This is a genomic window from Vibrio sp. Of14-4, assembly GCF_022347625.1.
GTDB lineage: Bacteria > Pseudomonadota > Gammaproteobacteria > Enterobacterales > Vibrionaceae > Vibrio > Vibrio pristinus.
Genome location: NZ_JAKRGI010000013.1, coordinates 97,844 through 123,326, shown reverse-complemented (window position 1 = coordinate 123,326; position 25,483 = coordinate 97,844). Strand labels below are relative to the sequence as shown.

General features: G+C 43.5%; 28 protein-coding genes and 1 other RNA gene. 18 read left to right on the top strand and 11 right to left on the bottom strand.

Annotated features, from left to right (window positions below):
* The 3 genes from MHN79_RS13995 to MHN79_RS13985 form a co-directional block, all read left to right on the top strand.
* Positions 1-838: hypothetical protein (locus tag MHN79_RS13995; RefSeq protein WP_239173395.1), on the top strand; the 838-nt coding region annotated here is incomplete at its 5' end.
* Positions 828-1,256 carry a hypothetical protein gene (locus MHN79_RS13990; protein ID WP_239173394.1) on the top strand — a complete coding sequence of 143 codons (429 nt, stop codon included), beginning with the start codon at positions 828-830 and terminating at the stop codon, positions 1,254-1,256. The genes MHN79_RS13995 and MHN79_RS13990, both read left to right, overlap by 11 nt.
* A 356-nt stretch (positions 1,257-1,612) precedes the next feature.
* A complete protein-coding gene (locus MHN79_RS13985; RefSeq protein WP_239173393.1) occupies positions 1,613-2,041 on the top strand; it encodes a hypothetical protein in 429 nt (142 codons plus the stop codon).
* Positions 2,042-2,293: 252 nt separating this feature from the next.
* On the opposite strand, the gene glpQ is transcribed toward MHN79_RS13985, so the two are convergent.
* The 7 genes from glpQ to zapA form a co-directional block, all read right to left on the bottom strand.
* Positions 2,294-3,349: a glycerophosphodiester phosphodiesterase gene (glpQ, locus tag MHN79_RS13980; RefSeq protein WP_239173392.1), complete on the bottom strand. Its 1,056-nt coding sequence runs from the start codon at positions 3,347-3,349 to the stop codon at positions 2,294-2,296.
* A gap of 52 nt (positions 3,350-3,401) precedes the next feature.
* Positions 3,402-4,760 carry a glycerol-3-phosphate transporter gene (glpT, locus tag MHN79_RS13975; protein WP_239173391.1) on the bottom strand — a complete coding sequence of 453 codons (1,359 nt, stop codon included), beginning with the start codon at positions 4,758-4,760 and terminating at the stop codon, positions 3,402-3,404.
* 270 nt (positions 4,761-5,030) lie between these two features.
* Positions 5,031-6,260 carry a phosphoglycerate dehydrogenase gene (serA, locus tag MHN79_RS13970; RefSeq protein WP_160931845.1) on the bottom strand — a complete coding sequence of 410 codons (1,230 nt, stop codon included), beginning with the start codon at positions 6,258-6,260 and terminating at the stop codon, positions 5,031-5,033.
* Positions 6,261-6,514: 254 nt separating this feature from the next.
* Positions 6,515-7,171 (bottom strand): ribose-5-phosphate isomerase RpiA, encoded by a 657-nt coding sequence (rpiA, locus tag MHN79_RS13965; RefSeq protein WP_160931847.1) that lies wholly within the window; start codon positions 7,169-7,171, stop codon positions 6,515-6,517.
* A 63-nt stretch (positions 7,172-7,234) separates the two neighbouring features.
* Positions 7,235-7,822 carry a 5-formyltetrahydrofolate cyclo-ligase gene (locus MHN79_RS13960; RefSeq protein ID WP_239173390.1) on the bottom strand — a complete coding sequence of 196 codons (588 nt, stop codon included), beginning with the start codon at positions 7,820-7,822 and terminating at the stop codon, positions 7,235-7,237.
* Between the two features lie 26 nt (positions 7,823-7,848).
* A non-coding RNA gene (gene ssrS, locus MHN79_RS13955) (6S RNA) lies at positions 7,849-8,032 on the bottom strand.
* A gap of 22 nt (positions 8,033-8,054) precedes the next feature.
* Positions 8,055-8,363: a cell division protein ZapA gene (zapA, locus tag MHN79_RS13950; RefSeq protein ID WP_160931851.1), complete on the bottom strand. Its 309-nt coding sequence runs from the start codon at positions 8,361-8,363 to the stop codon at positions 8,055-8,057.
* Positions 8,364-8,599: 236 nt separating this feature from the next.
* Between zapA and MHN79_RS13945 the strand changes: the two genes are divergently transcribed.
* Genes MHN79_RS13945 through MHN79_RS13935 form a run of 3 tightly spaced genes read left to right on the top strand, consistent with a single transcriptional unit; the run spans position 8,600 to position 11,617 of the window.
* Positions 8,600-9,175 (top strand): YecA family protein, encoded by a 576-nt coding sequence (locus tag MHN79_RS13945; protein ID WP_239173389.1) that lies wholly within the window; start codon positions 8,600-8,602, stop codon positions 9,173-9,175.
* Positions 9,176-9,188: 13 nt separating this feature from the next.
* Positions 9,189-10,367: a 2-octaprenyl-6-methoxyphenyl hydroxylase gene (gene ubiH, locus MHN79_RS13940; protein ID WP_239173388.1), complete on the top strand. Its 1,179-nt coding sequence runs from the start codon at positions 9,189-9,191 to the stop codon at positions 10,365-10,367.
* Positions 10,368-10,390: 23 nt separating this feature from the next.
* Positions 10,391-11,617, top strand: a complete 1,227-nt coding sequence (locus MHN79_RS13935) for an FAD-dependent 2-octaprenylphenol hydroxylase (protein WP_239173387.1) — start codon at positions 10,391-10,393, stop codon at positions 11,615-11,617.
* 43 nt (positions 11,618-11,660) lie between these two features.
* Here MHN79_RS13935 and MHN79_RS13930 read toward each other — a convergent pair whose 3' ends face one another.
* The 3 genes from MHN79_RS13930 to ygfZ all read right to left on the bottom strand — a co-directional run bounded on the left by MHN79_RS13930 (position 11,661) and on the right by ygfZ (position 13,919).
* Entirely contained in the window at positions 11,661-11,867 is a 207-nt protein-coding gene (locus MHN79_RS13930; RefSeq protein ID WP_114787010.1) for a DUF1107 domain-containing protein, read from the bottom strand.
* A gap of 620 nt (positions 11,868-12,487) precedes the next feature.
* Positions 12,488-12,961: a YbaK/EbsC family protein gene (locus MHN79_RS13925; protein ID WP_239173401.1), complete on the bottom strand. Its 474-nt coding sequence runs from the start codon at positions 12,959-12,961 to the stop codon at positions 12,488-12,490.
* The gene (ygfZ, locus tag MHN79_RS13920; RefSeq protein WP_239173386.1) at positions 12,951-13,919 is read right to left on the bottom strand and encodes a tRNA-modifying protein YgfZ; all 969 of its coding nucleotides are present in this window, start codon (positions 13,917-13,919) and stop codon (positions 12,951-12,953) included. The genes MHN79_RS13925 and ygfZ overlap by 11 nt, the downstream gene beginning before the upstream one ends.
* Positions 13,920-14,107: 188 nt before the next feature.
* Between ygfZ and MHN79_RS13915 the strand changes: the two genes are divergently transcribed.
* Together MHN79_RS13915 and MHN79_RS13910 are read left to right on the top strand one after the other, a co-directional pair.
* Positions 14,108-14,368, top strand: coding sequence for a succinate dehydrogenase assembly factor 2 (locus MHN79_RS13915; protein ID WP_114787008.1), 261 nt, complete (start codon positions 14,108-14,110; stop codon positions 14,366-14,368).
* A complete protein-coding gene (locus MHN79_RS13910) occupies positions 14,340-14,747 on the top strand; it encodes a hypothetical protein (RefSeq protein WP_239173385.1) in 408 nt (135 codons plus the stop codon). Before MHN79_RS13915 ends, MHN79_RS13910 begins: the two co-directional genes overlap by 29 nt.
* Positions 14,748-14,752: 5 nt before the next feature.
* On the opposite strand, the gene nadB is transcribed toward MHN79_RS13910, so the two are convergent.
* Entirely contained in the window at positions 14,753-16,366 is a 1,614-nt protein-coding gene (gene nadB / locus MHN79_RS13905; RefSeq protein WP_239173384.1) for an L-aspartate oxidase, read from the bottom strand.
* 383 nt (positions 16,367-16,749) lie between these two features.
* Between nadB and rpoE the strand changes: the two genes are divergently transcribed.
* The 10 genes from rpoE to pdxJ all read left to right on the top strand — a co-directional run bounded on the left by rpoE (position 16,750) and on the right by pdxJ (position 25,478).
* Positions 16,750-17,328: an RNA polymerase sigma factor RpoE gene (gene rpoE / locus MHN79_RS13900; protein ID WP_114787006.1), complete on the top strand. Its 579-nt coding sequence runs from the start codon at positions 16,750-16,752 to the stop codon at positions 17,326-17,328.
* A gap of 14 nt (positions 17,329-17,342) precedes the next feature.
* A complete protein-coding gene (locus tag MHN79_RS13895) occupies positions 17,343-17,975 on the top strand; it encodes an RseA family anti-sigma factor (RefSeq protein ID WP_275436364.1) in 633 nt (210 codons plus the stop codon).
* A complete protein-coding gene (gene rseB, locus MHN79_RS13890) occupies positions 17,972-18,937 on the top strand; it encodes a sigma-E factor regulatory protein RseB (RefSeq protein ID WP_239173382.1) in 966 nt (321 codons plus the stop codon). Before MHN79_RS13895 ends, rseB begins: the two co-directional genes overlap by 4 nt.
* Positions 18,934-19,404 carry a SoxR reducing system RseC family protein gene (locus MHN79_RS13885; protein ID WP_239173381.1) on the top strand — a complete coding sequence of 157 codons (471 nt, stop codon included), beginning with the start codon at positions 18,934-18,936 and terminating at the stop codon, positions 19,402-19,404. Before rseB ends, MHN79_RS13885 begins: the two co-directional genes overlap by 4 nt.
* Before the next feature lie 105 nt (positions 19,405-19,509).
* Positions 19,510-21,303 (top strand): translation elongation factor 4, encoded by a 1,794-nt coding sequence (lepA, locus tag MHN79_RS13880; RefSeq protein ID WP_239173380.1) that lies wholly within the window; start codon positions 19,510-19,512, stop codon positions 21,301-21,303.
* An 87-nt stretch (positions 21,304-21,390) separates the two neighbouring features.
* Positions 21,391-22,287: a signal peptidase I gene (gene lepB, locus MHN79_RS13875; protein ID WP_239173379.1), complete on the top strand. Its 897-nt coding sequence runs from the start codon at positions 21,391-21,393 to the stop codon at positions 22,285-22,287.
* 15 nt (positions 22,288-22,302) lie between these two features.
* Positions 22,303-22,980 (top strand): ribonuclease III, encoded by a 678-nt coding sequence (gene rnc, locus MHN79_RS13870; RefSeq protein WP_239173378.1) that lies wholly within the window; start codon positions 22,303-22,305, stop codon positions 22,978-22,980.
* Complete coding sequence (gene era, locus MHN79_RS13865; RefSeq protein WP_114786999.1) at positions 22,973-23,947, top strand: GTPase Era; 975 nt, start codon at positions 22,973-22,975, stop codon at positions 23,945-23,947. Before rnc ends, era begins: the two co-directional genes overlap by 8 nt.
* Before the next feature lie 77 nt (positions 23,948-24,024).
* Positions 24,025-24,750 carry a DNA repair protein RecO gene (gene recO, locus MHN79_RS13860; RefSeq protein ID WP_239173400.1) on the top strand — a complete coding sequence of 242 codons (726 nt, stop codon included), beginning with the start codon at positions 24,025-24,027 and terminating at the stop codon, positions 24,748-24,750.
* A complete protein-coding gene (gene pdxJ / locus MHN79_RS13855; RefSeq protein ID WP_239173377.1) occupies positions 24,747-25,478 on the top strand; it encodes a pyridoxine 5'-phosphate synthase in 732 nt (243 codons plus the stop codon). The genes recO and pdxJ overlap by 4 nt, the downstream gene beginning before the upstream one ends.
* Positions 25,479-25,483: the final 5 nt, after the last annotated feature.

Below are 25,483 nucleotides of genomic sequence, written 5' to 3'. Positions count from 1 at the left end.
TCGACCTAGTTCACAAGGCTCGGCTGATGACCCAACCGTGATTGTGACGCCGCTCAGCGAACAAGATAAGCCGCTCCAATGGCACGAAGAAAATCTGCATCTAGGCAACAAAGCTGCTTTAGTAAACCACTTTGGGAATTCGACTCACAAACAGGATGCCGGTACAAGTTGGGTTTGGTCGGGACAATGTACCGCTGATAATCCTTACGGCTTGGGTCAGGCGCAGGTTGAACAGATAGCTTGGGATTATGTCGGGGGACGTAAGAACTTGTCCTTCGAAGGTTCTCCAACGGATGTTTCAACTAACCAACAGCTATCTGAATTGCTAAGTTATACAGGGAATGTTTCTTCTATTTCTGGAACAGCAATATCTGTTGCAGAATTAGTTACACCAGAGTTCTCTGTATATTCTCAAACTAAAGGAGTTGGAACAGCTTGGACTTCACATGTTGCGTCAGTCGGTCAAACACCATCAGCCCACCTGACTTCATTAGGTGCATATGAACCAAACGCTAAAAGTGTGATCTTTAGTGCTTCAAAAGCTGATATTTCTTCGGCTGCGACGCAACTTGGAAAGGGACTTACGACAGTCGGAGCAGGTATCTCTGTTATGCAATATTCGCAGGCTGCTAATTATGACAAAGAAAAATTTGGTTATGTTAGGCCATCGACTTATGCGTTCCACGGTTGGAAGGCTGTAGGTGATATATTGGCATTTGGGGCCGGTTATATTCCATATGTTGGGGTAGCTGTAAATGCAGGCTGGACAGCATTTAATGTTTCAGGTGAAGTGAATCAAGTTCAAGAAGGTATGAGGTGGCTAGACAATGAGAAGTAAGCTGGCTTTGGGCGTTAGAGACCTAATCCGTGTGTACTTTTGGTGTCAGCATGTACACAATTATAACTATGGTGGTAATAAAACAGGTGGGGTTGTTTGGCCTTTTATATTGACCTCTTCATTAATCGGCATTTTTATTCATGGAATTTATATGTTGATATGTTTAAGTATTGGAAAGGAAGCCGAACAAGGTTTTTGGAGCCCTTATGTTGGTAGTTGGTTGTTATCAGCCTACCTAACATATTACTTATGTATGAAAAATAAAGGCTTTAAGCATGGTGAAACCTACTTTGAACCCGTAAAAAAAAGCGCAAGACGTAGTGCAGCACTGTCATTCAGCTTTATTTTTACGGCTATATGTTTTTCCACGCGAATAGGCTTTTTTGTGCTGGGTTTTCTCGGTGCTCTGTTTCGGTAGTGTAAATGAGATAATTACCCGATTCTATGTTTTGAGAAGCGGTACTGGATTATAGAATTATCATAAGTGCCTCATGGTTTTATGATTAAGAGCCAAAGCTAAGCGGCTTTGGCTCTTACTTTATCTGTTAACCTGCTGTATCAAGATATCCAGCTTATCAGTGACAAATTTCGTAAGTGTTCACTAAGCCTTATTGAACTTCAGAACGGTTTAAGACATCGCCATCAAACCTTTCTTTTCAGTGTTTGTGGTACCGAGCAAAATGATTGAGCATTCGATGGAAAATTCTCCATTTGTACGGTTCATTGAATATACGGGTAAATGGTATTCATATGATAAATAATCAAGGGGTTCTTGTGTTACTAACATGTGCTGTGTTGTGCTCATGCGATTATAAATTCACAGGATTGGGTTTACATAGCGAAGAAGGCGCAAATGATGCATATAGAGAGTGGTTTACAAATTCTCAAGGAAAAACCATTTCGGTGATGGAATCTCCAAGGCATTGGAAGTTTTCGCGTAGCTATAATAAGCCAATTGTTGCGCAAGGAAAACTGAGTCAATCTACCTATAACTGTTTTGTAAATGCTAGACCTAATTCAAATCGGAAGGCGAATATGGACAAGGAATGGTACATGACATTTGATGAAAATTTATATATCGAGATGGTAGCGACCCGATCAGGGAAGTTAACGAAGGTATCTTTAATTAAGGGTACCAAAACGGCGTCAGAGTCTTTACATCTACCTTGTGATATACATATTGACGAGTTATTCACTCAATAAAGCCAAGTCCAGCTCTGAAGTGCCCCGATAACGTGGGACATTTCGGTTAAGCGGCTTGTAAGGCCTGATTTCGATATTCAATCGGAGTCAGGCCTTTTAATTTTATCTTGAAGTGTTTACGAGTGGCTCTCTCTGGTTACTGCGCTAAAGAGAGGATTTGAAAAGACTGGAGAGATTCGATAAACCAACCAAACGCCCGAGAACGCAATAAAGGTAAGTGTTTCAGGCGCTGATTGGTTAGTTAAAGAACGATTATTGGTTTAAAAAACTCACCGCTTTATCTGGGAAGTCAGTGAATAAACCATCGACTTTTACTTGGTTGTAGAAAATATCCATCATGCCTTCAAAGCTATCTGTGTAGGCAGGGATGCGACCAGGATCGGCGCGGAAAGTGTAGGGGTGAACGTCTAACCCAGCGTCTTTCGCTTCTTTCATCATCGGTTTGATGATGATGTTATTTTTAGTGGATTTGTCATCGACCAGCATAGGTTTCCATGGTCCAATGCCCTCAGCGTATTTGGCAACTTCTTTCATAGCGCCGGGTTTAAACATCCAGTCGTAGCTGTAAGGCGTTGCTTTATCGCCCTGATAAACCATGGTTTCATTCCAATCAGTATGAGCAATCAATTGAACCAGTTTGAGATCCATACCCATTTTTGGCATCAGTTCATCATTGATACGTTTTAGCTCGTTAGCGTCAAAACATTGCAAATAGACTTTGTCATCTTGAGCGTCATAACCATATTGCTTAAGCACTTTAAGGACTGCTGAGGAGATGTCTTTACCTTCATGGCGGTGGAACCAAGGCGCTTTGATCTCTGGGTAAATACCAATATCGTAGCCAAGTGATTTATTAAGGCCTTGAATAAGCTCAATTTCTTCGGCTAGCGTTGGTACGCTAAAGTCTGACTTCCACATCGGGAAACGCTCGGGGTAGCCAGCTACCTTGTTGCCTTTGTCATCAATGTTAAAACCCTCAGTAACTCTAAGCGTTTTGATTTCTGCTAGAGTAAAGTCAATCGCGTAGTAACGACCATCTTTGCGCGCTCTGTCTGGGAAGCGCTCTGCTACGTCTGTCACTCTGTCTAGATAATGGTCGTGCAGCACAACCAGTTGGTCGTCTTTGGTCATGACGACGTCTTGTTCTATATAGTCAGGTTTCATCGCATAGGCCAAAGCTTTTGCTTCTAGCGTGTGCTCTGGTAAGTAACCAGAAGCGCCACGGTGGGCAATAACAAGAGGTTTGGCGATAGCGCCAGCGGATAAGCTTAGTGCTAAAAAGCTTGTTGTAAGAGAAAGGGTTTTCATTGTTGTTGTCCTTGATAAAAACAAAGGCAGCTAAGCTGCCTTTCATCGTGATTTAAGCAAGCGCGGCTTTTTGTTTTTGTTCATGGTGCGCCTTTTCACCTAAGAAGGCGTAAATGAGGCACACTATGGATGTAATACATGAGCCGACCAAGATGATAAAGCCACCATCCCAACCAAAATGATCGACGGTGTAGCCTAACACAGCATTTGCGGCGACAGCACCTCCTAAGTAGCCAAATAAACCTGTAAGACCTGCGGCTGTTCCTGCAGCTTTTTTCGGTGCGAGTTCAAGAGCATAAAGCCCGATTAGCATCACAGGACCATAGATTAGGAAGCCAATGGCAACTAATGCAGCCATGTCGATGGCAGGATTACCTGCTGGGTTAAACCAGTAGACAAGTACTGCGACGGTGACCAATACCATAAATAAGATCCCCGCTGGTGCGCGGCGGCCTTTGAAGAGCTTATCGGATATCCAGCCACACAATAAGGTGCCAGGAATGCCTGCCCATTCGTAAAGGAAGTAGGCCCATGAGGATTTATCAACGGTAAACTCTTTAGCTTCTTTTAAGTACACTGGTGCCCAGTCCAATACGCCGTAGCGAATCAAATAGACAAAGGCGTTAGCAATCGCGATAGACCACAGCAGTTTGTTTGAGAATACATACTTAAAGAAGATTTCTTTGGCTGTCATCTCTTTTTCATGTGACTTATCGTAGTCATCCGGATAGTCGTCTTTGTATTCTTCGATAGGAGGCAGGCCACAGGATTGCGGAGTATCTCGCACCGTCACCCAGATGAAAATCGCTACGAGTGTGGCAAAGAATGCTGGAACATAAAATGCAGCTTTCCAATCTTCATTGAAAGCCCAAAGCCCAAGTAGGAACATAGGACCAATCAGACCGCCGCCTACGTTGTGCGCCACATTCCACACCGAGACTATCTCGCCCCTTTCTTTACGTGACCACCAGTGAACCATAGTTCTACCGCAGGCTGGCCAGCCCATACCTTGGAACCAACCATTGAGAAACAGCAAAATAAACATGGCGGTAATGCTGCCTGTTGCCCATGGCATAAAACCAAAGCAGAACATAACCAGTGCAGACATCAAAAGGCCACCACTTAAAAAGTAGCGCGGGTTTGAGCGATCAGACACGCTACCCATTAAGAATTTCGATAGGCCATAAGCGATAGAGACAGCCGCTAAAGCGACACCAAGATCGCCTCGGCTAAAGCCTTGCTCAATCAGATAAGGCATAGCTAAACTGAAGTTTTTGCGTACTAAATAGTAGCCAGCATAGCCAACAAAAATGCCGATAAAAAGTTGCCAACGTAAGCGTGAATAAGTGCTATCTATCAACCCAGAAGTGAGCCGGTCGATATGCGCCTTAGGTTTGAAAACTCCAAACATAGGACCTCATTATATATGTGCGATGGTGATAAAAATGAAAACAGAACGAGCAAAAGTGATTTCGTTCGAAAGTGTTCGGAATTGTATGAATAATAAAAGCGATTTCTGTGATAAATACTACATAAGTGTTAAATATTGATGAAATTGAGTGATCTAATCTGGAGAACTTGGATCTGGATGCAGTAAAGCGCAGCTTTTGAGCTTGTTAGGAAAAACGAATGAGGGAGAGAATAAAGCCGCCGCTTTGGGTAAACGGCGACCAAATAAAGGTTAATGCAGAATACGAGCGCGAATGGTGCCTTCAATACTCTTGAGCTTTTTCAACGCTTCTTCAGAACGATCGCTTTCTACATCGATAACCACATAGCCAATGTCAGCATGAGTTTGTAAATACTGACCCGCAATATTGATCCCTTCTTCAGCGAAGATAGTGTTAATTTGGGTCAAAATACCAGGGCGGTTTTTATGGATGTGCAGTAAGCGAGAGCAATCACGGTGCTCTGGCAAGGATACTTCAGGGAAGTTAACACTTGATAGGGTTGAACCATTGTCTGAATATTTTGCGAGCTTACCCGCTACTTCAACGCCAATGTTTTCTTGTGCTTCCTGAGTGGAGCCGCCAACATGAGGCGTTAGAATGACGTTATCAAACTTTTGCAGTGGAGATTCAAAAGGATCAGCGTTGGTTTTTGGCTCTGTTGGGAATACGTCAATCGCAGCGCCTGATAAATGCCCAGATTCCATGGCCTGACATAAAGCAGGGATATCGACCACAGTGCCACGAGCAGCGTTGATAAAGATAGCGCCAGGTTTCATTAGTTCAAACTGCTCTGCGCCCATCATATTCTTGGTTCCTGCTGTTTCTGGTACATGCAAAGAAATGATGTCACATTTATTGAGGAGCTCTGCCATGGTGTGTACTTGGGTGGCGTTACCAAGGGACAGCTTGTTTTCGATATCGTAAAAGTACACTCTCATGCCTAGGTTTTCAGCTATGATGCCAAGCTGAGTACCTATATGGCCATAACCTATGATTCCGAGCCTTTTTCCTCTTGCTTCGTAAGAATTTTCAGCGCTTTTCTTCCATATTCCTCGATGAGCCAGGGCATTTTTTTCTGGAATGCCTCGCAGTAGAAGTAATACTTGCCCAAGCACTAATTCAGCAACACTCCGCGTGTTTGAAAAAGGTGCATTAAAAACAGGGATCCCTCGAGTTGCGGCGGCGCCTAGATCAACCTGATTGGTGCCGATGCAAAAACAGCCTATGGCCACTAACTTCTCAGCTGCATCAATAACGGCTTGGGATAAGTTCGTGCGTGAACGGATACCAATAAAGTGCACATCTTTTACCGCATCAAGGAGGGCCTCTTCTGAAAGAGAGCCTTTGTGATATTCGATATTGGTGTAACCAGCAGCTTGTAATACTTCAACGGAAGAAGGGTGAAGCCCCTCAAGAAGTAGAATCTTAATCTTATCTTTTTCCAGTGAAACTCTGGCCATAGTGTTCGTCCTTAAAAAATTAAATTTGGGGGCTTAAGCTGTGCACAAGTCTTGTAACTGTATTAAAGCCAACATTACTTGAGTTTTTTTATTGACGCAAACGTTTTCGTTGCGCATCTTCTGCTCATTAAGTTAACAAAAAAATTTAGCTTTGGGTAAGAAAATAAAAGTATATGGAATAATTTTTAATAAGATAAATGAAAAAACAGCACCTAATGGTGCTGTTTGCAATGAAGTGTCTGAAATAGAGAAAACTAACTTTCGATTTTGGCACCTTGTGGTGTGCCAGTGATCACAACATCTGCTCCACGATGAGCGAACAAGCCGACCGTGACAACGCCTGCAATGGCATTAACGTCGTTTTCCAATTGTTTCGCATTGGTAATGCGAAGGCCATGTACATCTAAAATGACGTTGCCGTTATCTGTTGTCACCCCTTCTCGATAAACAGGATCGCCCCCAAGCTTAACCAGTTGACGAGCCACGTAGGAACGCGCCATAGGGATAACTTCTACAGGAAGCGGAAACTCCCCTAGGACCTCGACCGCTTTGCTGCCGTCGACGATACAGACAAATTTATTTGAGATAGCAGCAACAATTTTCTCTCTGGTCAGAGCGGCGCCGCCACCTTTGATCATCTCGCGTGATGGATTGATTTCATCAGCGCCGTCTACATAGACATCCAAGTAGGAAACATCATTGCAGTCAAAGATTTCAATGCCCAGGGCTTTAAGCTTTTCAGTAGAGGCTTCAGAGCTAGACACTGCGCCTTTGATATCGTCTTTGATACTGCCTAGGGCATCGATGAAGTGATTGACTGTTGAGCCTGTACCTACACCAACTATGCTGCCTTTTTCCACGTACTCAAGTGCTGCCCAACCGGCTTCCTTTTTCATTTCATCTTGCGTCATGCCCGTCTCCTAAACTGGGTTTAAATTATGCATCTGGAGCGCGATTATATATCCAATCTGAGACTATTCCCAATCCCAGATCTGTTTAGGAGTAAGGATTTTGGGTAAAGGCACATCCCATGACTCAACGGGCAGTTGATCAACTTCTTGACAATTATGAGCAAGACCGATTGGTTTTGGCCCAGATTGAGAGCGAAACCAAGGCTCTAACGTACGGTCATAGTAACCCCCACCCATACCAAGGCGATGGCCCTGTTTATCAAAAGCCACTAACGGTGTGCAGATAATATCTAGCTGTTCAACCGGTATTATTTTGTTTTTTTTAAGCTTTGGCTCTGAAATGTTATAGCGGTTAGAGACCATGGACGTACTCTCGTCATAGCTAAGAAATAATAGGTGGCCAGCTGAAAAAGGGTGAATGACAGGAAGATAAATATCTTTTCCGAGCCTTTGAAGCTCTTGAATAAGAAGAGAGGTTCCGACTTCACCATCGGCAGACAGGTATAGGGCAATATGCTGAGCTTGTTCAAGTTCAGATAAACTGAGGAAATGCCTTGTTAATGCGATGGCAGCTTGACTTTGTTCATCTGGATTCAATTGATTGCGTTTTTGACGGATGAGTTTTCGGTAGTCCTGCCGCGAAAGAGTCATAAGAATGCCACTGATGAAGGGATGTAGGGTACCCCAGAGTGCCGTTGGAGATTTGGGACCCTTGAACCAGCAGGTTCAAGGCGGATCGGCAATGGTAACCGTAGGCTTCTCGGTTCAAGCCGAGCTTGCTCAATAGCTATCAAGTACCAACCCTTAAGTATTGCTTATCGGCTCAGGGACTTAATCCCCTAACGAACACTCCAGGGTAAATTCTTATTGTTGGCCCAAAAGCTTATTGCTGCTCCAGCTTTACTTGACCGAGCGCATCGCTTAATAAAGTGGTCAATTGTTCCAACTTATTGTCGAGCGCTTTTTTTTGCTCTACTTCTAATGTATCACGGCTTTCCAATTCATGACAGACGTTCAATGCCACAAAGGTGAGTAATTGTACTTCATTGGTGATTTTTGTCTTAGAAGTCATATCTTTTAGACGTTCATCAAGTTGCTGAGCCGCATTACGTAGCGACTCCTCTTGCCCTGCAGGGCAGTTTACTCGAGTTAATTTGCCTAAAATTTCAACTTCAACTGCTTGATTACTCATAGCGACCCTGAATACGTTAGTTGGGTGTGATATGTAGATGATCACCAAGGAAGAAACTATAGAAAAAGGCTTGTTAAGATTCAAGCTTTTCCCTCTCGACAGTATAAATTCCCATGCAAAACTACACTAATTAACCAAATTGTATAAAACCCACTCACAATCGGCTAATCGTTCGTTTTCGCTCCCTCAAGTAAATGCTAGAATCGGTATTATTTACTTATTTTTGGGATGCTTGTATGAGCGAACATAAGTTGCCAGCCTATTTGACCCTAGCAAGTGAACTTCAAACCGCTGGTTTAGCGGTCAATCCTGCTGAGTTACACGGATTACTGGCTGGTATGTTAAGTGGCGGTTTAAGCCTAACAGACAAAAGTTGGCAGCCGATAATTTTTGACTATACCAATGATGGCATGGGATGGCCTGCTAAACCACTACAACTGGCCCAAACCACATTAGACGCGACCGTTGCTGAGTTTATGAGCTCCGCTATGAATATCTCAATCTTGCTCCCTGATGAAGAGGCGAGCGCTAGCGTATTTGATATGGCGGATGGTGTCGCCGAATGGGTCAATCACTACATTTCAGGACTTGGTTTAGTTGGCGCTGAACTTAGGCAAGCATCCAAGGACACCAAAGAGGCGTTGGCAGACCTAGAAGAAATAGCCAAATTAGGTATTGATGAAGACGATGATCTTGAAGAACAAGCGCAATTGCTTGAGCAAGTGATCGAACACATCAAGGTTTGTGTATTAACCATACATGCTGAGTTTGGTCAGAAACCTGAGAAACAAAAGGCCCCGACTATTCATTAATGTAGGATATTTCATGAAGCAGTTTGATATTGTCATCACCGGAGGTGCAATGGCAGGGATGACATTGGCGCTGGCGGTGAGTAAGTTATCTGGTAGTTCGCTGTCCATTGCTGTCGTTGAACCCTATCAGGCTGATTATGACGCTCATCCGGGATTCGATTCGCGAGCCATTGCTTTATCACTTGGTACAGTCAACATTCTTAAGCAGTATGATCTTTGGCAAGGTATGGCCGAGTTTGCGACGCCAATAAAGCACATCCATGTGTCTGACCGGGGTCATGCAGGTATGACAGATATTGATCACCAAGAAATACCAGTAGACGCACTGGGTTATGTGGTTGAGCTTACTGACGTAGGGCGATACTACAGCGAACAATTGAGCCAGCATAAGAATATTCACCTGCTGTGCCCTGCTCGCGTGAGCCAGATAGAAAGGTTACAGCATCAAGTTTGCGTTACTCTCAATGATGGTCAATCGTTAGCAAGTAAACTGTTGGTTGCTGCCGATGGTGCGAGATCAACTTGCTGTGAACAATTGGAGGTTGAGTCAGAGTTGCATGATTTTGAACAAGTGGCGGTTATAGCAAACGTTAAAACTGCTCAAGCTCACCAAGGTAGGGCTTTTGAACGCTTCACTTCATCAGGGCCTTTGGCACTTTTACCTATGAGTGAGCAAAGAATGTCTTTGGTCTGGTGCCTTAAACCCGATCAAGCCACGCAGATAATGTCTCTAGATGATTCAGAATTCAAACAGGCATTGCAAGCGGCTTTTGGTTGGCGGCTAGGGGAGTTCCAAACCATTGGTCACAGAAGTAGTTATCCATTGCAACAAAGTTTTCGCCAGCAAAACACTTCGCATCGATTAGCCATTATTGGTAACGCAGCACAAACCCTTCATCCAATTGCCGGACAAGGATTCAACTTAGGCATTCGAGATATTGCGACACTGGCAGAATCAATAATGTCTCACGTTCAAGACCCTGGTGATTACTCCGTGTTGAGTCAGTACCAGCGTCGTCGAGAGCTTGATAGGTCCATGACACTATCATTGACTTCATCGCTGGTTCATATTTTTTCCAATGATTATCTGAGTTTTAGGGTTGCTCGTAATCTGGGGTTAGCGGCAATGGACAATGCGACCATGCTCAAAGCTCCTTTATTAACAAGAACATTAGGTTTGGTTGCTAGGTAGCAACCTGAGTGAGGAAGGGTTCGATGATACAAAGCGTTGATATCGCAATTGTTGGTGGAGGCATGGTAGGGCTGACGCTTGCTGCTGCTTTCAAAGACACTGACTTGCGAGTAGCGGTAATTGAAAGTCAGATACCAGAGTGTGAAATCAATGACCTCCCTGATGTCCGAGTCTCTGCTCTCAGCCGTTCGAGTGAAGTCATTTTACGTAACCTGGGTGCATGGGAGGGGATAGTTCAACGCAGGGCATCCCCTTACTCGGCAATGGAAGTTTGGGAGCAAGATAGTTTTGCTCGTATTGAGTTTGATGCAAAGAAGCTCGCTCAACCGGATCTCGGACACATTGTGGAAAATAGAGTTATTCAACTGGCTTTGCTCGACAGGGTCAAGCAAATGCCGAATGTAAGCCTTCATCTACCTGCTCAGTGTCATTCGATGGCGGTTGGTGAAAGTGAAGTATGGCTGAATCTGGCGAATGGGCAAGGGCTCACAGCAAAACTCGTGGTGGGCGCAGATGGCGCTAACTCTTGGGTACGCAGACAATTGGATATTCCGCTCACTCACTGGGATTATGGTCATAGTGCGATAGTCGCGAATGTTTGGACGGCTGAGGAGCATGGTAAAGTCGCCCGTCAAGTATTTACTTCACAAGGCCCTCTTGCGTTTTTGCCCATGGTTCAGAGTAATATGAGTTCCATCGTATGGTCAACAGAGCCTGAGCGTGCTGAATATTTGGTATCAGCACCCGATCAAGAATTCAACAAAACACTGACAGCTGAATTTGATGCAAGACTGGGATTGTGCGAAGTAGTTGGTAAGCGTGCGTCCTTCCCATTAAAAATGCGTTATGCACGGGATTTTGTGGCGGATAGAGTCGCATTAGTTGGTGATGCTGCGCACACCATTCATCCTTTAGCGGGGCAGGGGGTGAATTTGGGGTTGCTGGATGCGGCGTGTCTCGCTCAAGAAATTCAAACCAGTTGGCGTAAAGGCCATGATATTGGTAGTCGCCGCCATTTACGGGGCTATGAACGCTGGCGCAAATCGGAAGCCGCGAAAATGATTGCATCGATGCAAGGTTTCAAAGACTTATTCTCCGGTAATAATCCTGCTAAGAAATTGGTTCGGGGACTAGGCATGACTTTGGTTGGCCAGTTACCAGGTGCCAAAGATGAGATCATGAAAAGAGCGCTAGGACTTAAAGGGAATTTACCTGTATTAGCAAAGTATTTAGAGCAAGAAGCGGTTTGATGTAATGAAAAGGGCTGGTTTTGACCAGCCCCCTGTAAAACTTTTATATGTATGCGCAGCGTAGGCGCATTATTTCCTGATTAACTTCTTTCACCGTTTTAAAGTGACGCTTTTCTGCCCTTTCTGGTAGCACGAGCTTTCCGTTATCGAATTCAAATCGTCCAACTCCACAAATATAAATCCTTCCCTTAAACAATCGACTTACATGTTTAGCAATCATACCTGGCATGTAGCGCTTAAACAGTCTCATAGAGTGATCCTTATATGTAGCAAGCACCGCAAGTTTATAATTTTCCGCTCAATATTAATGTGACTATGATGGAAATATATGCAGTAAAATGAGTTTCTTTTGGGTATTTGTGCTTCATCAAGCAAGATTATAGATAAATACCCATTTCTATGTGATGTTTTCCTCAGTTATGCTCTGTCTATGGAAATCATCTCGTACTATCTATTCACGAAATAGTAAACCCGAGATTTATGACAGTATTAAGAATAGTTTAATATTTTTTTTATGTGACAATTTAAGGTAAATTTTTTGCATAAAAAAAGCCCGCATATCGCGGGCAAACAGTCACAGATGCATTACACAAGAGTGAAATCACTGATGTGTTCAGTGGTCTCACTGTGTGGTTAGACATTTGGCCTAGTACTCGTAACTAAAGGCAATTGCGATGATAAACATCGCAAGTAACACTTAGGTACAGGCATGAATGTTTCTAACAATACAAGTGTAATTCATGATGTGCTAAATGACTTCAAATGCCGTTTATATGAATATAAATGCCCTGATTTTTATCTCTTATTGAGTATTGACTCACATTTAAATGTTAGATGTTTGGTTCTTGAGCTTTGCCAGTTAGACATAGGTCAGCGACAAATATCCGCTAAGACAGGATTACATAGGTTAAACAAGTCATCGATCTGTAATGAAAGACCAGCAAGCAGAGAACCACTGCTGATAGTGACCTCGCTTTGTTGCATTAGTCGATGGTCAAAAATGATGGACATCTTGGTTGGCAACAATAAAGGAGTGACTGTACCTACTTGGTATCCAGTCAGTTTCTCTATGTCGGACTTATCGACACATGTCATGCGTCGGCAGCCTAATAGGCTCCGCACCCTTCTTGGATCCGCTAAGCGATCGCCGGGGATACAAGCCAGCGCATACAAATTCCCCATATCTCGCAGAAGAATACATTTAACCATTTGCTCTGGTAAGATCCCTCTCTGCTTTGCAGCGTCTTCAATAGTAGTCGCTGGAGATTGGTGAGGAAGTACGCGAAACGAAACCCGCTGCGCGTTCAGGTAGCGGGTAATGGTGGTATCAAGGCTATTGGTCATCATCGAGCGAGTATGGGAGCGGTTGGATTGTCCAAGAAGAATCTGGTTGGCTTGATAGACGAAGCTTAGTATCAGCGTCAAGATTATTAGGCAGAACAATAAGGCCTAGGGCTTTGTTGTCGTTAAACGAGTAGCTTGCGATTAAATCACCAGCGCTGCGCCAGTTTTCACCCACTGAACGTTCCAGCTCTGGGTTTTCTGATAGTGCTTCGGAGTAGTCACCTGATACGATTTGCAAAGACCTTTTATTCATGCCTCGATATTTGGCTCTGGCGACGGTTTCTTGACCTGTGTAACACCCTTTACTGAAGCTAATACCTTCCAGAGCTTGCAGGTTTAACGCTTGTGGGATGTGTTCGTTTTGCACAGCTTCACTTACGATAGGTATCGCCGATTGAATGTCTAATAATGTCCAAACTTCTTCAGAGATTTTAGGTGCATCAATAGATTGACAGAGTTTGGACGCAGTATCTTTATCGACCGCGAGTAACCACCTTTGCTCATCTATTTGTACCGCTGTGCCCCCATCTATGGGTCGAACTGAACCTTGTTGTGAAGATAAGCTATTAATTGTATTGATGGCATTTTTACCTACTAAGCCGAGCAGTACATCGGTACTAGCAAGAAATTCGATTTTAGAAAAAATGGCGTATTTTTTTAGCTCAGCAAGTTCTTTCTCTATGGCTGACTTTGGCTGAAACATTGCGTAGCCAGAGCGGTGGTGAAATAAACGAAATATACTCCATGTTTTTCCTTTCGCGTCACAATGCGCGCCTAGGGTGCTTTGATCTTCAGCAAGTTTGACTACGTCACATGTTACTTGACCTTGTAAGTAAGATTTCTTGTCGTCACCTTCAGCGGTAATCATCCCCCATGATGCCAAATAAGTTAATGACAATTCTGGAAGTGGGTCTGTACTGGATAATGAGAGTTGATTAAAGTCGTTTTGCCAATTCATGTTCTTTACCTGAGTGCAATAGTTTGTTTGCTATGTTAGCGCTGAACGACCTTAGGAAACAACCTTTCAACCAGTATGGGAAGTGTTATAAATCTGTTAGCTCACTCGGGATTGTGACTTAGTTAGTGGTGGTTCGATTTATTGATTGTTACACTCGCGGCAAACAACCTAAAAGGTGGAAATTAAAATTGTATACTCCGGAAGAAAAAGCTCGTATTAAATGGGCATGTCGTCGAGGTATGTTGGAGCTCGATGTGGTCATTATGCCATTTTTTGAAGAATGCTTTGAAGAGCTACAAGAAGAGGAACAGCGTGACTTTGTTGCACTACTAGAGTGTGATGATCCAGATTTATTTACTTGGATAATGGGGCACGGGCGTAGTGATAACTTAGGTCACGCCTCTATGGTTGACAAAATCGTTGCTCACAACCTCAGTAAAGTACGTTAGGTTAGTTGCCTCAACGTCATTTATCGCTTGTCAGGTTAATTTCACTATCTTGATTTTAGCCTGCAGTGTCTTTTCGGCTTCGAATCTTCCACTACCATTAGCTCTCTACCTTGCTGCTTGTGTTTATAGGTATCATTGTCTTTCTGGCTGGTTAGTCAATGCCATCAAAGGTAATCTGATCATATCTAACTCTGGTTTGGGTGAATTGAATGGTCGAGAGTTCATGGTCAAAAAGAAAGTAATGCTGCTACCAGCACTTGGTTTGCTTTTGCAATTTGATGGTGGAGAGAGGCACATTTTGTGGCGCGACAGTGTGTCTGAAAAGGACTACCGGCTGTTATTATCAATGTTTAAAAGGGAGCGACAAGCTCCCCTTTAAATCATTTAGAGCAATTTTTCAGGGCACAATATAGTTGGGCCGCTATTTGGTGCGAGCTCAGGATAATCGAGAGTGTAGTGTAGTCCACGACTCTCTTTCCTCTCCATGGCGCAGCGTACCATAAGTTCTGCTACCTGAAGTAGGTTACGCAGTTCAAGTAAATTATTCGATACTTTGAAGTTGCTGTAATATTCGTGCGTTTCTTGCTGAAGTAATTGGATACGCCGTAGGGCTCGTTCAAGGCGCTTATCTGTGCGCACTATCCCCATGTAATCCCACATAAATAAACGCAGCTCGTGCCAGTTATGTTGGATCACGACTTCTTCGTCAGAACAACTAACCTGACTTTCATCCCAAGCAGGGAGTGGGGGTGGCATAGTCGCTTTGGCAAGCTTTTCTATTATGTCGTTTGCGGCAGACCAGGCGTACACAACGCATTCAAGCAAAGAGTTAGAAGCCATGCGATTGGCCCCGTGAAGACCTGTATAACTTACTTCACCAACAGCATAAAGTCGTGATAAGTCAGTTTCACCCTGTTTGTTGACCATAACACCTCCACAGGTATAGTGGGCGGCAGGGACTACGGGAATCGGCTCTTTGGTCATATCAATGCCCAACTCGATAAGCCGACTATAAATGGTTGGAAAGTGTTTTTCGATAAACTCTGCAGGCTTGTGGCTGATATCTAAGTACATGCAATCTGCCCCAAGACGCTTCATTTCAAAATCAATCGCTCTGGCGACGACATCACGTGGGGCAAGTTCCTCTCTCGAGTCAAAGTCGGGCATAAACCGAGTGCCGTCAGGACGTTTTAAAAATGCGCCTTCTCCTCGTAAGGCCTCAGTCAACAAGAAATTTCTTGCTTCTGGGTGATATAAGCATGTTGGATGGAATTGGTTAAACTCCATGTTGGCTACTCGACATCCTGCTCTCCAAGCAATGGCAATACCATCTCCTGAAGAAACATCTGGATTAGATGTGTATTGGTAAACTTTTGATGCGCCGCCAGTCGCGAGTACGACAAACTTGCTTCTAACCGTTTCAACACGTTCTTGATTACGGTTCCATATGTAGGCGCCGACGATTTTGGCAGAATCACCACCAATTTTATCTTCACATATTAAATCGAGAGCATTGTGCCGTTCTAAAACGGTGATATTAGGATGATGGTGAGCGTTATCTTGAAGTGATGTTTGCATCGCCATTCCAGTGGCATCGGCAGCATGCAAGATCCTTCTGTGACTATGCCCGCCTTCTCGGGTTAAATGATAACGAGGTTTATCATCGCTATCGCCCTCTTCTCGATCAAAAGGTACGCCACCATCGATCAGCCATTGGACGCAAGTTTTTGCATTTTTGGCAATAAACTCAACCGTCTCTTGTTCACATAATCCTGCACCAGCAATAAGAGTGTCTTGTACATGAGAATCAATACTGTCGGATTCGTCAAACACGGCAGCTATGCCACCTTGTGCGTAATAAGTCGAACCTTCACTTCTTGGCCCTTTGCTCAATACTATCACTTTGCCGTATTCGGCCACACGTAACGCCAGCGACAGACCCGCTGCGCCACTACCCACCACTAACACATCGCATTGATGCTCACGGTTTGTGTTCATAACACTTTTAAATTCCTGAATAAAGTAGTGCTGATACCTTGGAAGATGCAGAGCATCAGCCATTAAATATGGTTGTTCATTAAGCTGAATGAATTACTTTCATCAAGCTCTCAGAAGTGGAGTACATCGATAATACTAACATTTCAATGAATGCAATTCTTTGTAAATAGCATTGCTTTTGGGTGCTTTCGTCCCCACAATCATTGATTATACAGTTATCGAATCATCGCTTGTTAGATAAAATCTACAAAAAATTTGAACTTTATATTTATCACTGAGTCACAATAGTGCTCAAGTAAGCGGTGGTGTCAATACTGCGTTTTGAATAATTAATACTCATATCTGTAAGGTAGGGGTCGATAACAATAGGAGTACAGGCTCGAATGAACGAGCAGCTGACCGATCAAGTGCTTATTGAGCGAGTTCAGAATGGAGATAAGCAAGCCTTTAATCTCTTGGTGGTAAAATACCAGAACAAAGTCTGTAACCTTATCTCTCGCTACGTCAATAATCCTGGTGATGTACCTGATGTAGCACAAGAGGCATTTATTAAAGCTTATCGTGCCATACCAAGTTTTCGAGGTGAAAGTGCCTTCTATACTTGGTTGTATAGGATAGCGGTTAATACTGCTAAAAATCACATTGTTGCTCAGGGGCGTAGGCCACCAGCGCAAGATGTAGATACTGAAGAAGCTGAATACTACGAAACAGGTAGTGCATTGAAAGAAATTTCGAACCCTGAGAACTTAACGTTGTCCAAAGAATTGAAACGAGTGGTTTTTGGTGCGATCGAAGCACTGCCTGATGATTTAAAAACGGCAATGACACTACGAGAACTGGATGGTTTGAGTTATGAAGAAATTGCTGCGGTAATGGAATGTCCAGTAGGAACGGTACGTTCACGTATCTTCCGGGCTCGTGAAGCGGTTGAGAAGAAGATTCAACCTCTTTTGCAACGCTAATACCAAAAAGGTTAATGGTGAAAAGAATGGCTGACAAAGAGAAAATTTCAGCACTCATGGATGGAGAATTGGTTGATAAAGCACTAATTAGCGAATTAGAGCAAGATCAATTGAGCCAAGAAACTTGGAACAATTATCATTTGATTGGTGATGTGATGAGAGGTGAATCTCCCCAAACAATGGAGTGGGATATCGCCGATAGCGTTGCGCTTGCATTGGAAAAAGAACCGGCTCATTCCAGAGCATCTGCGAAAGGTGTGACAAAAGTTCATTCACCCATAGAGCAGCCCAATCCAGTGAAAGCAAGGCTTAAACTGCCTGCATGGCTAAATCAGTTTGGCCAAGTTGCAGTTGCTGCCTGCGTCTCCTTGGCGGTAATCCTTGGCGTACAACAATATGGTGGTAGTGAACCTGGACAGGCAGATTTAGAACAGCTCCCCGTTTTGCAAACTATCCCGTTTTCGGGTAGTGCAGAACCTGTAAGTTTGACTCGCAGTTCAGTTGAGCATCCAGCTGCATCTAATACATCCAATGTTCAGGAACAGAGACGACGTATTAACGCTATGTTGCAGGATTATGAATTGCAATTACGCCTCAATAGCGATGTTACAGAACATAATGACAACCCAGAAACGGTAGTTGAATGAAAAAAATTCTGACCAGTGTACTGGCACTGTTCAGTTTGAGTTCGCCACTCGCCTTTGCAGAAGAAAGAACTGCAGAGGCGTTGTTGCATCAAATGAACGAGGCCAGTCAGCACCTCAGCTATGAACTTTCTTATATTCTGATTAAGAAAAATAGTATTGAGCCTCTTTTATACCGCCATGCTCGCAACAATAATCAGCAGCTTGCTCATCTCGTTTATCTAAGTGGTCCAAGTCGGGAAGTAATAAGACGTGGTAGTGAGGTTAGTTATATTGAACCTGGCGTTGAGCCTTTTACTATCGAATCGGGCAACATAGTTGCACCCACTATCCCACTTTTAAATAGTGATGTGGAAGAGCTAAGTCGATTTTATGATTTTATTCAGGTTGGTCGTGCTCGAGAGGCTGGTGTGGCTTGTCAAGTTTTGAGAGTTGCTTCCAAAGACGGCCTTCGTTACTCCTATATATTGTGGGTTGATGAGAAGACTAAGTTGCCACTTAGAGCGGATCTCGTTGACCGAGATGGTGAAGTGCTCGAGCAGTATCGCACCATCTCATACAGCGTTGATGACAATATATCTGAGATATTAGATGCGCTAAACACTGTAAAGTTACCTGGCGTATTGTCTTTACCCAAAGGTGCATTAGAGGACAGTTTCTGGACTGTGGGATGGATTCCCAAGGGTTTTGAATCCACTGAGCTGAATCGTTATAGAATGGGAAGTTCTGAACGTATGGTGGAAACGCAAATGTTCAGCGATGGTCTGTTTAGTTTCTCAGTCTATGTCTCACAAAGCGATGACTACTCATTGAAAGGTCAACTTGTTCGACAAGGTCGCCGTACACTGCACAGCTATGTTAAAGGTGATAAAGAGATTTCTGTGGTTGGTGATATTCCACCTGCAACCGCTAAAAGAATTGCCCAGTCGGTGACGATTACAAAACCTATGGGCACAGCACAATGATGACGGCTCTGGCGACGGTTACCTCGGTTACTCCTAATGCAGACGGTTTTATTGTTGAACTAAGTTGCGATCAACAAACCAGCTGCTCTAAGTGTTCATCTCAAAAAAGTTGTGGTACTGGAATTGTATCTAAAGCAATGGGTAGCAAATCATTACATTGGCAACTAAATACTTCTGAGCGAGTTAAAGCAGGTCAAGTGGTTGAAATCGGCCTTCCAGAGAAAAACATCTTACAATCAGCAAGTTTGGTTTACCTAGTCCCACTATTTGCCATGATTTTCGGAGCGCTATTAGGAGAGTGGTTACTAACGCCTGCATTAGGCTTCGGAGAAGGCTTAGTGATTGTCTCTTCTGCTCTTTGTGCGGTTATTGGAGTCTATTGTGCCAAACGGCTAGTGATGAAGCTGGAGCAAGGATCGTTAACAGATGTCAAATTGCTGCGTGTATTAGGCAAACCAATTAGCTAGTGCGAATTGTCTAGAAATTGGTTAGAATCTGCCAACTTGATCGAAGTGCCGCGAAAACGCGGCCTTTTTATGTCCCTATTTTTAAGAGTTTAGTCACACCATATCATGAAGCATATTCGTAATTTTTCGATAATCGCCCACATCGACCACGGTAAGTCGACCCTATCTGACCGTTTGATCCAAGACTGTGGAGGATTGAGTGACCGTGAAATGGCAGCTCAAGTTCTCGATTCTATGGACTTAGAACGTGAGCGCGGTATCACCATTAAATCTCAGAGTGTGACACTCAATTACACAGCTAAAGATGGTGAGACGTATCAACTGAATTTTATCGACACTCCTGGGCATGTTGACTTTGCCTACGAGGTATCTCGCTCTCTTGCTGCATGTGAAGGCGCTTTATTGGTCGTTGATGCTGGCCAAGGCGTAGAAGCACAGACTCTGGCAAACTGTTACACGGCGATTGAGATGGACCTTGAAGTGGTTCCTATATTAAACAAAATTGATTTGCCAGCAGCAGACCCAGAGCGCGTTGCTGAAGAAATCGAAGAAATCGTCGGTATTGATGCGATGGAGGCAACCCGTTGCTCGGCAAAAACCGGACTTGGTATCGAAGAGGTACTTGAAAATATAGTTTCAGCGATCCCTGCACCAGAAGGTGACGAAAACGCTCCATTGCAGGCGCTTATCATTGACTCTTGGTTTGATAACTACCTTGGTGTTGTATCTCTAGTACGCATTAAAAATGGCGTGCTGAAGAAGAACGACAAAATCAAAGTTATGAGCACAGGACAAGTTTGGGGCGTTGACCGTCTGGGTATTTTTACGCCTAAACAAGAGGACACAACACAGCTTAACACTGGTGAAGTAGGTTGGGTTGTATGTGGAATCAAAGATATCCTTGGTGCTCCAGTTGGTGATACTTTAACGCTTGCAAAACATGGTTGTGAAACACCTTTGCCTGGTTTTAAGAAAGTGAAACCACAAGTTTATGCTGGCCTTTTCCCCGTATCATCGGATGATTACGAAAACTTCCGCGATGCTTTGGGTAAACTTAGCCTCAACGACGCGTCTTTATTCTATGAACCAGAAAACTCTGCTGCATTAGGTTTTGGTTTCCGCTGTGGTTTCCTTGGTATGCTGCACATGGAAATCATTCAAGAGCGTCTTGAGCGAGAGTATGACTTAGATCTTATCACGACAGCGCCGACTGTGGTTTACGAAGTCAAGCAAACAGACGGTGAACTTCTGTATGTGGATAGCCCAGCTAAACTTCCTGCAGTTAATGATATTGAAGAAATACGTGAACCTATTGCACGTTGTAATATTCTTGTTCCTTCTGATTACCTAGGTAACGTGATTACTTTATGTGTTGAAAAGCGTGGCATTCAAGTTGATATGGTTTATCACGGCAATCAAGTCGCGGTAACTTATGATATTCCTATGGCAGAAGTGGTGCTTGATTTCTTTGATCGCTTGAAATCGACCTCTCGTGGTTATGCGTCACTGGATTACAACTTACAGCGTTTTGAAGCGTCAAACATGGTGCGAGTCGACGTATTGCTCAATGGTGATAAAGTCGATGCTTTGGCATTGATTACACATAAAGATAATTCTCAAAGCCGTGGTCGTTTGCTTGTTGAAAAGATGAAAGAGTTTATTCCTCGTCAGATGTTTGATATTGCTATTCAAGCTGCAATAGGCAATCACATCATTGCCCGTTCAACAGTAAAGCAGCTACGTAAAAATGTAATTGCAAAATGTTATGGCGGTGATGTTAGCCGTAAGAAGAAACTGTTGAAGAAGCAGAAAGAAGGTAAGAAGCGTATGAAGCAGATCGGAAATGTGGAGCTGCCTCAAGAAGCTTTCCTTGCGATTTTGCATGTTGGTAAAGATTAGATAATCGTTTTCTGATAAATTAACCTATGACTAAGTGAAAGGGTTACAGCTCTTTCACTTTCGTGTTTTAAGAGATAAGGGAAGTCAATGGCGAATACATTTTCACTGATCCTAGTTATTGTCACTTTGGTAACCGGTATTGTTTGGATACTGGAAAAGCTGGTGTTTGCTAAAAAGCGTCATGCTCAACTGGCGACAATCGAAGCTCAAACCCAACAGCTCGATACTACAGTGACAGAAAAAGTGGTTAAGCAGCCATGGTGGATTGAAAACTGTGTATCTATATTTCCGGTTATTGCTGTTGTGCTTGTATTGCGCTCGTTCATTTATGAGCCATTTCAAATCCCATCGGGTTCTATGATGCCCACTTTGCTTGTCGGTGATTTTATCTTAGTGGAAAAATACGCTTATGGTCTTAAAGATCCGGTATGGCGTACCCAGTTAGTTGAAACGGGTAAACCGGAGCGCGGCGATGTCACTGTGTTTAAGTATCCGCCACAGCCAAACATTGATTACATCAAGCGTGTGGTCGGCTTACCTGGCGATTTAATTCGTTATAGTGGTGATAAGCAGTTATGTATTCAAAAGTCGGGCACGTCAGTGTGTGAACCTGTAAAACTGTCTAATGTTGAACAAAGTGAATTTAGTGACAGAGGAATTCAGCAGATTCAGATGACAGAACAACTAGGTAGTGTGGCGCATAATGTTTTGGTTAATCCGTTGGTTCGTAACCCTGTAGAGCAGTATTATCCTCGCAGTGGTACTACTGAATGGGTGGTGCCACAAGGGCATTACTTTGTCATGGGTGATAACAGAGACAATAGTGCCGATAGTCGTTTTTGGGGCTTTGTGCCTGAAGCTAATTTGGTCGGTAAGGCGGTTGCGATTTGGATAAGCTTCGAATTTGACCGTGATGCAGATAGTATACTGCCTTCATGGATTCCAACAGGTGTGCGCTTTAATCGCATCGGTGGTATTAAATAAATATATCGAGAGAGCATGAATTCTCCCATATCTAAATTAGAAAAAAAGCTTGGTTACTCTTTCAATGATGCTGAGCTTATTCAATTAGCGCTGACACATCGCAGCGCTCATGGAAAACATAACGAGCGCCTAGAGTTTCTTGGCGATTCAATTTTAAGTTTTGTTGTTGCTGATGACCTTTATCACCGTTTCCCTGACATCAATGAAGGGGATATGAGTCGTATGAGGGCAACTTTGGTTCGAGGCAATACCCTAGCTGAGTTAGGGCGAGAGTTTGAACTTGGAGATTACTTAAAGTTAGGTCCAGGTGAGTTGAAAAGTGGTGGCTTTCGCCGCGATTCTATTCTTGCAGATGCGGTTGAAGCTGTGATTGGTGCTATCTATCTAGACAGCGGGATTGAAGCGGTACGTGGTATTATCTTGAGTTGGTACCAGCAGCGCCTTGAGGCTATTCAGCCTGGAGTATCGCAAAAAGATCCTAAAACGCGCTTGCAGGAATTTCTTCAAGGGCGAAGAAAACCACTACCTGTGTATACAGTGACTAATATTAAAGGTGAAGCACATAATCAGCAATTTACTGTTTCGTGCGAAGTAGCAGGTATAGGAACGCCTGTGATAGGTAAAGGCACCAGCCGCCGCAAGGCAGAACAAGCGGCTGCGGAAATTGCACTAGAGCAACTAAATAATGACTGATTCATCAGAAAAAAACGATTTTGATATTGATGCGTTTTTTGCATCAAGTGGCGAGAAAAGCACTCCAGAGAACCAACATTGTGGCTTTATTGCTATTGTTGGAAGACCTAATGTGGGTAAGTCGACTTTGCTAAATCGAATTCTTGGACAAAAGATTTCGATTACATCGCGCAAACCACAAACCACGCGACATCGTATTATGGGTGTGGATACTCAAGGAGATTATCAAGCAATTTATGTTGATACTCCAGGTCTGCATATTGAGGAAAAACGAGCCATCAACCGTTTAATGAATCGAGCGGCTAACTCATCGCTTAGTGATGTAAATCTGGTGTTCTTTCTTGTTGATGGTACTCACTGGACCAAAGACGATGAGATGGTCCTAACTAAGTTGCAAAAATCCAATTTCCCCGTTGTGCTGTGTGTGAACAAGGTTGATAACGTTCAAGACCGCAATGACGTTATGTTGCATATGATGGACATGTCGAAAAAGATGGAATTTGTCGATGTGGTGCCTATTTCTGCTAAACATGGTAAGAATATTGATGTATTACGTAAACATGTGCGTGATCATTTGCCCAAAGCAACCCACCATTTCCCAGAAGAATACGTTACAGATCGTTCTCAACGATTTATGGCTTCTGAGATAGTTCGCGAGAAACTGATGAGGTTTACTGGTGAGGAGTTACCTTATTCTGTAACCGTTGAGATCGAGCGCTTTGATTACAACCCAGAAACAGATGGTTTTCATATCAATGCCTTGATCCTTGTTGAGCGCAGTGGCCAGAAGAAAATGGTGATAGGTAAAGGCGGCGAAAAAATCAAAACTATAGGCCGGGAAGCTCGCCTTGATATGGAAGAGTTGTTCGGTCGTAAAGTGTACTTAGAGACTTGGGTGAAAGTGAAATCTGGCTGGGCAGATGATGAACGAGCTCTAAGATCTTTGGGATATATCGACGACCTCTGATTTTTGGAGGGCTTCTATTGCTCCCCCATCAATTGAGATAAGGAGCCTTGGCTCCTTATTTTTTGGGTATCAATATGATAGCAGAAGGCTTACAGCGATGTTTTGTACTCCATAGGCGTCCTTATAGTGAGTCGAGCTTGATCCTCGATGTATTCAGTGAGGAATATGGCCGGCTAACCTTGATGTCAAAAGGAGCTCGTAGCAAACGCTCTCAACTTAAAGGAGCCTTACAACCCTTTACTCCCTTATTACTTAAGTGGTCAGGTAAAGGTTCAATGAAAACACTTCGTCAAGCAGAGCCCATCAGCCTTGGCTTGCCTCTTTCAGGTCTCACTTTGTATTCAGCCATGTATGTCAATGAATTGTTGGCGAGAGTTTTGATGGCTGAAGTTCCTATGCCAGCTCTATTTCATGATTATCTTGCCGCTTTAACAGAGCTGGCTCAGTGCGATAACCCTGAGCCTGCTTTGAGGCGTTTTGAGTTAGCACTTCTCTCTGCGATGGGGTACGGTGTCGATTTTATGCACTGCGCGGGGACAGGAGAGCTTATTGAGCCAGATATGACATACCGCTACAGAGAACAAAAGGGTTTTATTGCGTCGGTTCGTCAAGACAACTTAACCTTTTTAGGTAATGAGCTAATAGCAATTAGTGAACGTAGATTTACTACAAAAGAGCAATTAAAAGCAGCAAAACGCTTTACACGAATAGCCTTAAAGCCTTATCTTGGCGGGAAACCATTAAAAAGTAGGGAGTTATTTATGCAAGTTATGGCTTCCAACTCACGGAGTATTGGAAAATGAGTTCTATTTATCTGGGTGTGAATATTGATCATATTGCGACATTGCGTAATGCCCGAGGCACTAAATATCCGGATCCTGTCCATGCCGCTGAAATTGCAGAGAGGGCGGGTGCAGATGGAATTACTATCCATCTACGAGAAGATCGTCGCCATATTAAAGATCGTGATGTTCACATTTTACGTGAAACGATTCAAACTCGTATGAATCTTGAAATGGCAGTCACGGATGAAATGGTTGAGATTGCACTAAAGACTCAACCAGAATATGTTTGTCTCGTTCCAGAAAAAAGGGAAGAACTCACAACAGAAGGTGGACTTGATGTTGTTGGGCATCTAGAAAAAGTAAAGTTGGCGACAAAGGCTTTGAGTGAAGCTGGTATTAAGGTCTCTTTGTTCATCGATGCAGACAGAGAGCAGATTGATGCTGCAAAAGCGTGTGGCGCGCCATTCATAGAGCTTCATACTGGGCATTACGCTGACGCCGAGAATGACGATGATCAGCAAGATGAACTGAAAAAAATTGCAGCAGGGGCAAGTTACGCTGCTGATCTGGGTATTATCGTTAATGCAGGCCATGGCCTGACATATCATAATGTTACACCAATCGCTGCTATTCCCGAGATTCATGAACTAAATATTGGGCATTCAATTATTGGACGTGCTGCTTTTGATGGGCTTCACAAAGCGGTAGCTGATATGAAAGCGCTTATGGTTGACGCTCGTAAGTAACTATT

What these genes read in the sequence shown, in the direction of transcription:
- rpoE (WP_114787006.1), top strand. Translation starts at nt 16,750, where the DNA reads ATGAACGAGCAGCTGACCGATCAAGTGCTTATTGAGCGAGTTCAGAAT.
- era (WP_114786999.1), top strand. Translation starts at nt 22,973, where the DNA reads ATGACTGATTCATCAGAAAAAAACGATTTTGATATTGATGCGTTTTTT.
- ygfZ (WP_239173386.1), bottom strand. Translation starts at nt 13,919, where the DNA reads ATGAATTGGCAAAACGACTTTAATCAACTCTCATTATCCAGTACAGAC.
- rpiA (WP_160931847.1), bottom strand. Translation starts at nt 7,171, where the DNA reads ATGACGCAAGATGAAATGAAAAAGGAAGCCGGTTGGGCAGCACTTGAG.
- MHN79_RS13990 (WP_239173394.1), top strand. Translation starts at nt 828, where the DNA reads ATGAGAAGTAAGCTGGCTTTGGGCGTTAGAGACCTAATCCGTGTGTAC.
- pdxJ (WP_239173377.1), top strand. Translation starts at nt 24,747, where the DNA reads ATGAGTTCTATTTATCTGGGTGTGAATATTGATCATATTGCGACATTG.
- nadB (WP_239173384.1), bottom strand. Translation starts at nt 16,366, where the DNA reads ATGAACACAAACCGTGAGCATCAATGCGATGTGTTAGTGGTGGGTAGT.
- ubiH (WP_239173388.1), top strand. Translation starts at nt 9,189, where the DNA reads ATGAAGCAGTTTGATATTGTCATCACCGGAGGTGCAATGGCAGGGATG.
- zapA (WP_160931851.1), bottom strand. Translation starts at nt 8,363, where the DNA reads ATGAGTAATCAAGCAGTTGAAGTTGAAATTTTAGGCAAATTAACTCGA.
- rnc (WP_239173378.1), top strand. Translation starts at nt 22,303, where the DNA reads ATGAATTCTCCCATATCTAAATTAGAAAAAAAGCTTGGTTACTCTTTC.
- MHN79_RS13895 (WP_275436364.1), top strand. Translation starts at nt 17,343, where the DNA reads ATGGTGAAAAGAATGGCTGACAAAGAGAAAATTTCAGCACTCATGGAT.
- glpT (WP_239173391.1), bottom strand. Translation starts at nt 4,760, where the DNA reads ATGTTTGGAGTTTTCAAACCTAAGGCGCATATCGACCGGCTCACTTCT.
- serA (WP_160931845.1), bottom strand. Translation starts at nt 6,260, where the DNA reads ATGGCCAGAGTTTCACTGGAAAAAGATAAGATTAAGATTCTACTTCTT.
- glpQ (WP_239173392.1), bottom strand. Translation starts at nt 3,349, where the DNA reads ATGAAAACCCTTTCTCTTACAACAAGCTTTTTAGCACTAAGCTTATCC.
- MHN79_RS13925 (WP_239173401.1), bottom strand. Translation starts at nt 12,961, where the DNA reads ATGACCAATAGCCTTGATACCACCATTACCCGCTACCTGAACGCGCAG.
- rseB (WP_239173382.1), top strand. Translation starts at nt 17,972, where the DNA reads ATGAAAAAAATTCTGACCAGTGTACTGGCACTGTTCAGTTTGAGTTCG.
- MHN79_RS13945 (WP_239173389.1), top strand. Translation starts at nt 8,600, where the DNA reads ATGAGCGAACATAAGTTGCCAGCCTATTTGACCCTAGCAAGTGAACTT.
- MHN79_RS13960 (WP_239173390.1), bottom strand. Translation starts at nt 7,822, where the DNA reads ATGACTCTTTCGCGGCAGGACTACCGAAAACTCATCCGTCAAAAACGC.
- MHN79_RS13935 (WP_239173387.1), top strand. Translation starts at nt 10,391, where the DNA reads ATGATACAAAGCGTTGATATCGCAATTGTTGGTGGAGGCATGGTAGGG.
- lepB (WP_239173379.1), top strand. Translation starts at nt 21,391, where the DNA reads ATGGCGAATACATTTTCACTGATCCTAGTTATTGTCACTTTGGTAACC.
- MHN79_RS13885 (WP_239173381.1), top strand. Translation starts at nt 18,934, where the DNA reads ATGATGACGGCTCTGGCGACGGTTACCTCGGTTACTCCTAATGCAGAC.
- MHN79_RS13930 (WP_114787010.1), bottom strand. Translation starts at nt 11,867, where the DNA reads ATGAGACTGTTTAAGCGCTACATGCCAGGTATGATTGCTAAACATGTA.
- lepA (WP_239173380.1), top strand. Translation starts at nt 19,510, where the DNA reads ATGAAGCATATTCGTAATTTTTCGATAATCGCCCACATCGACCACGGT.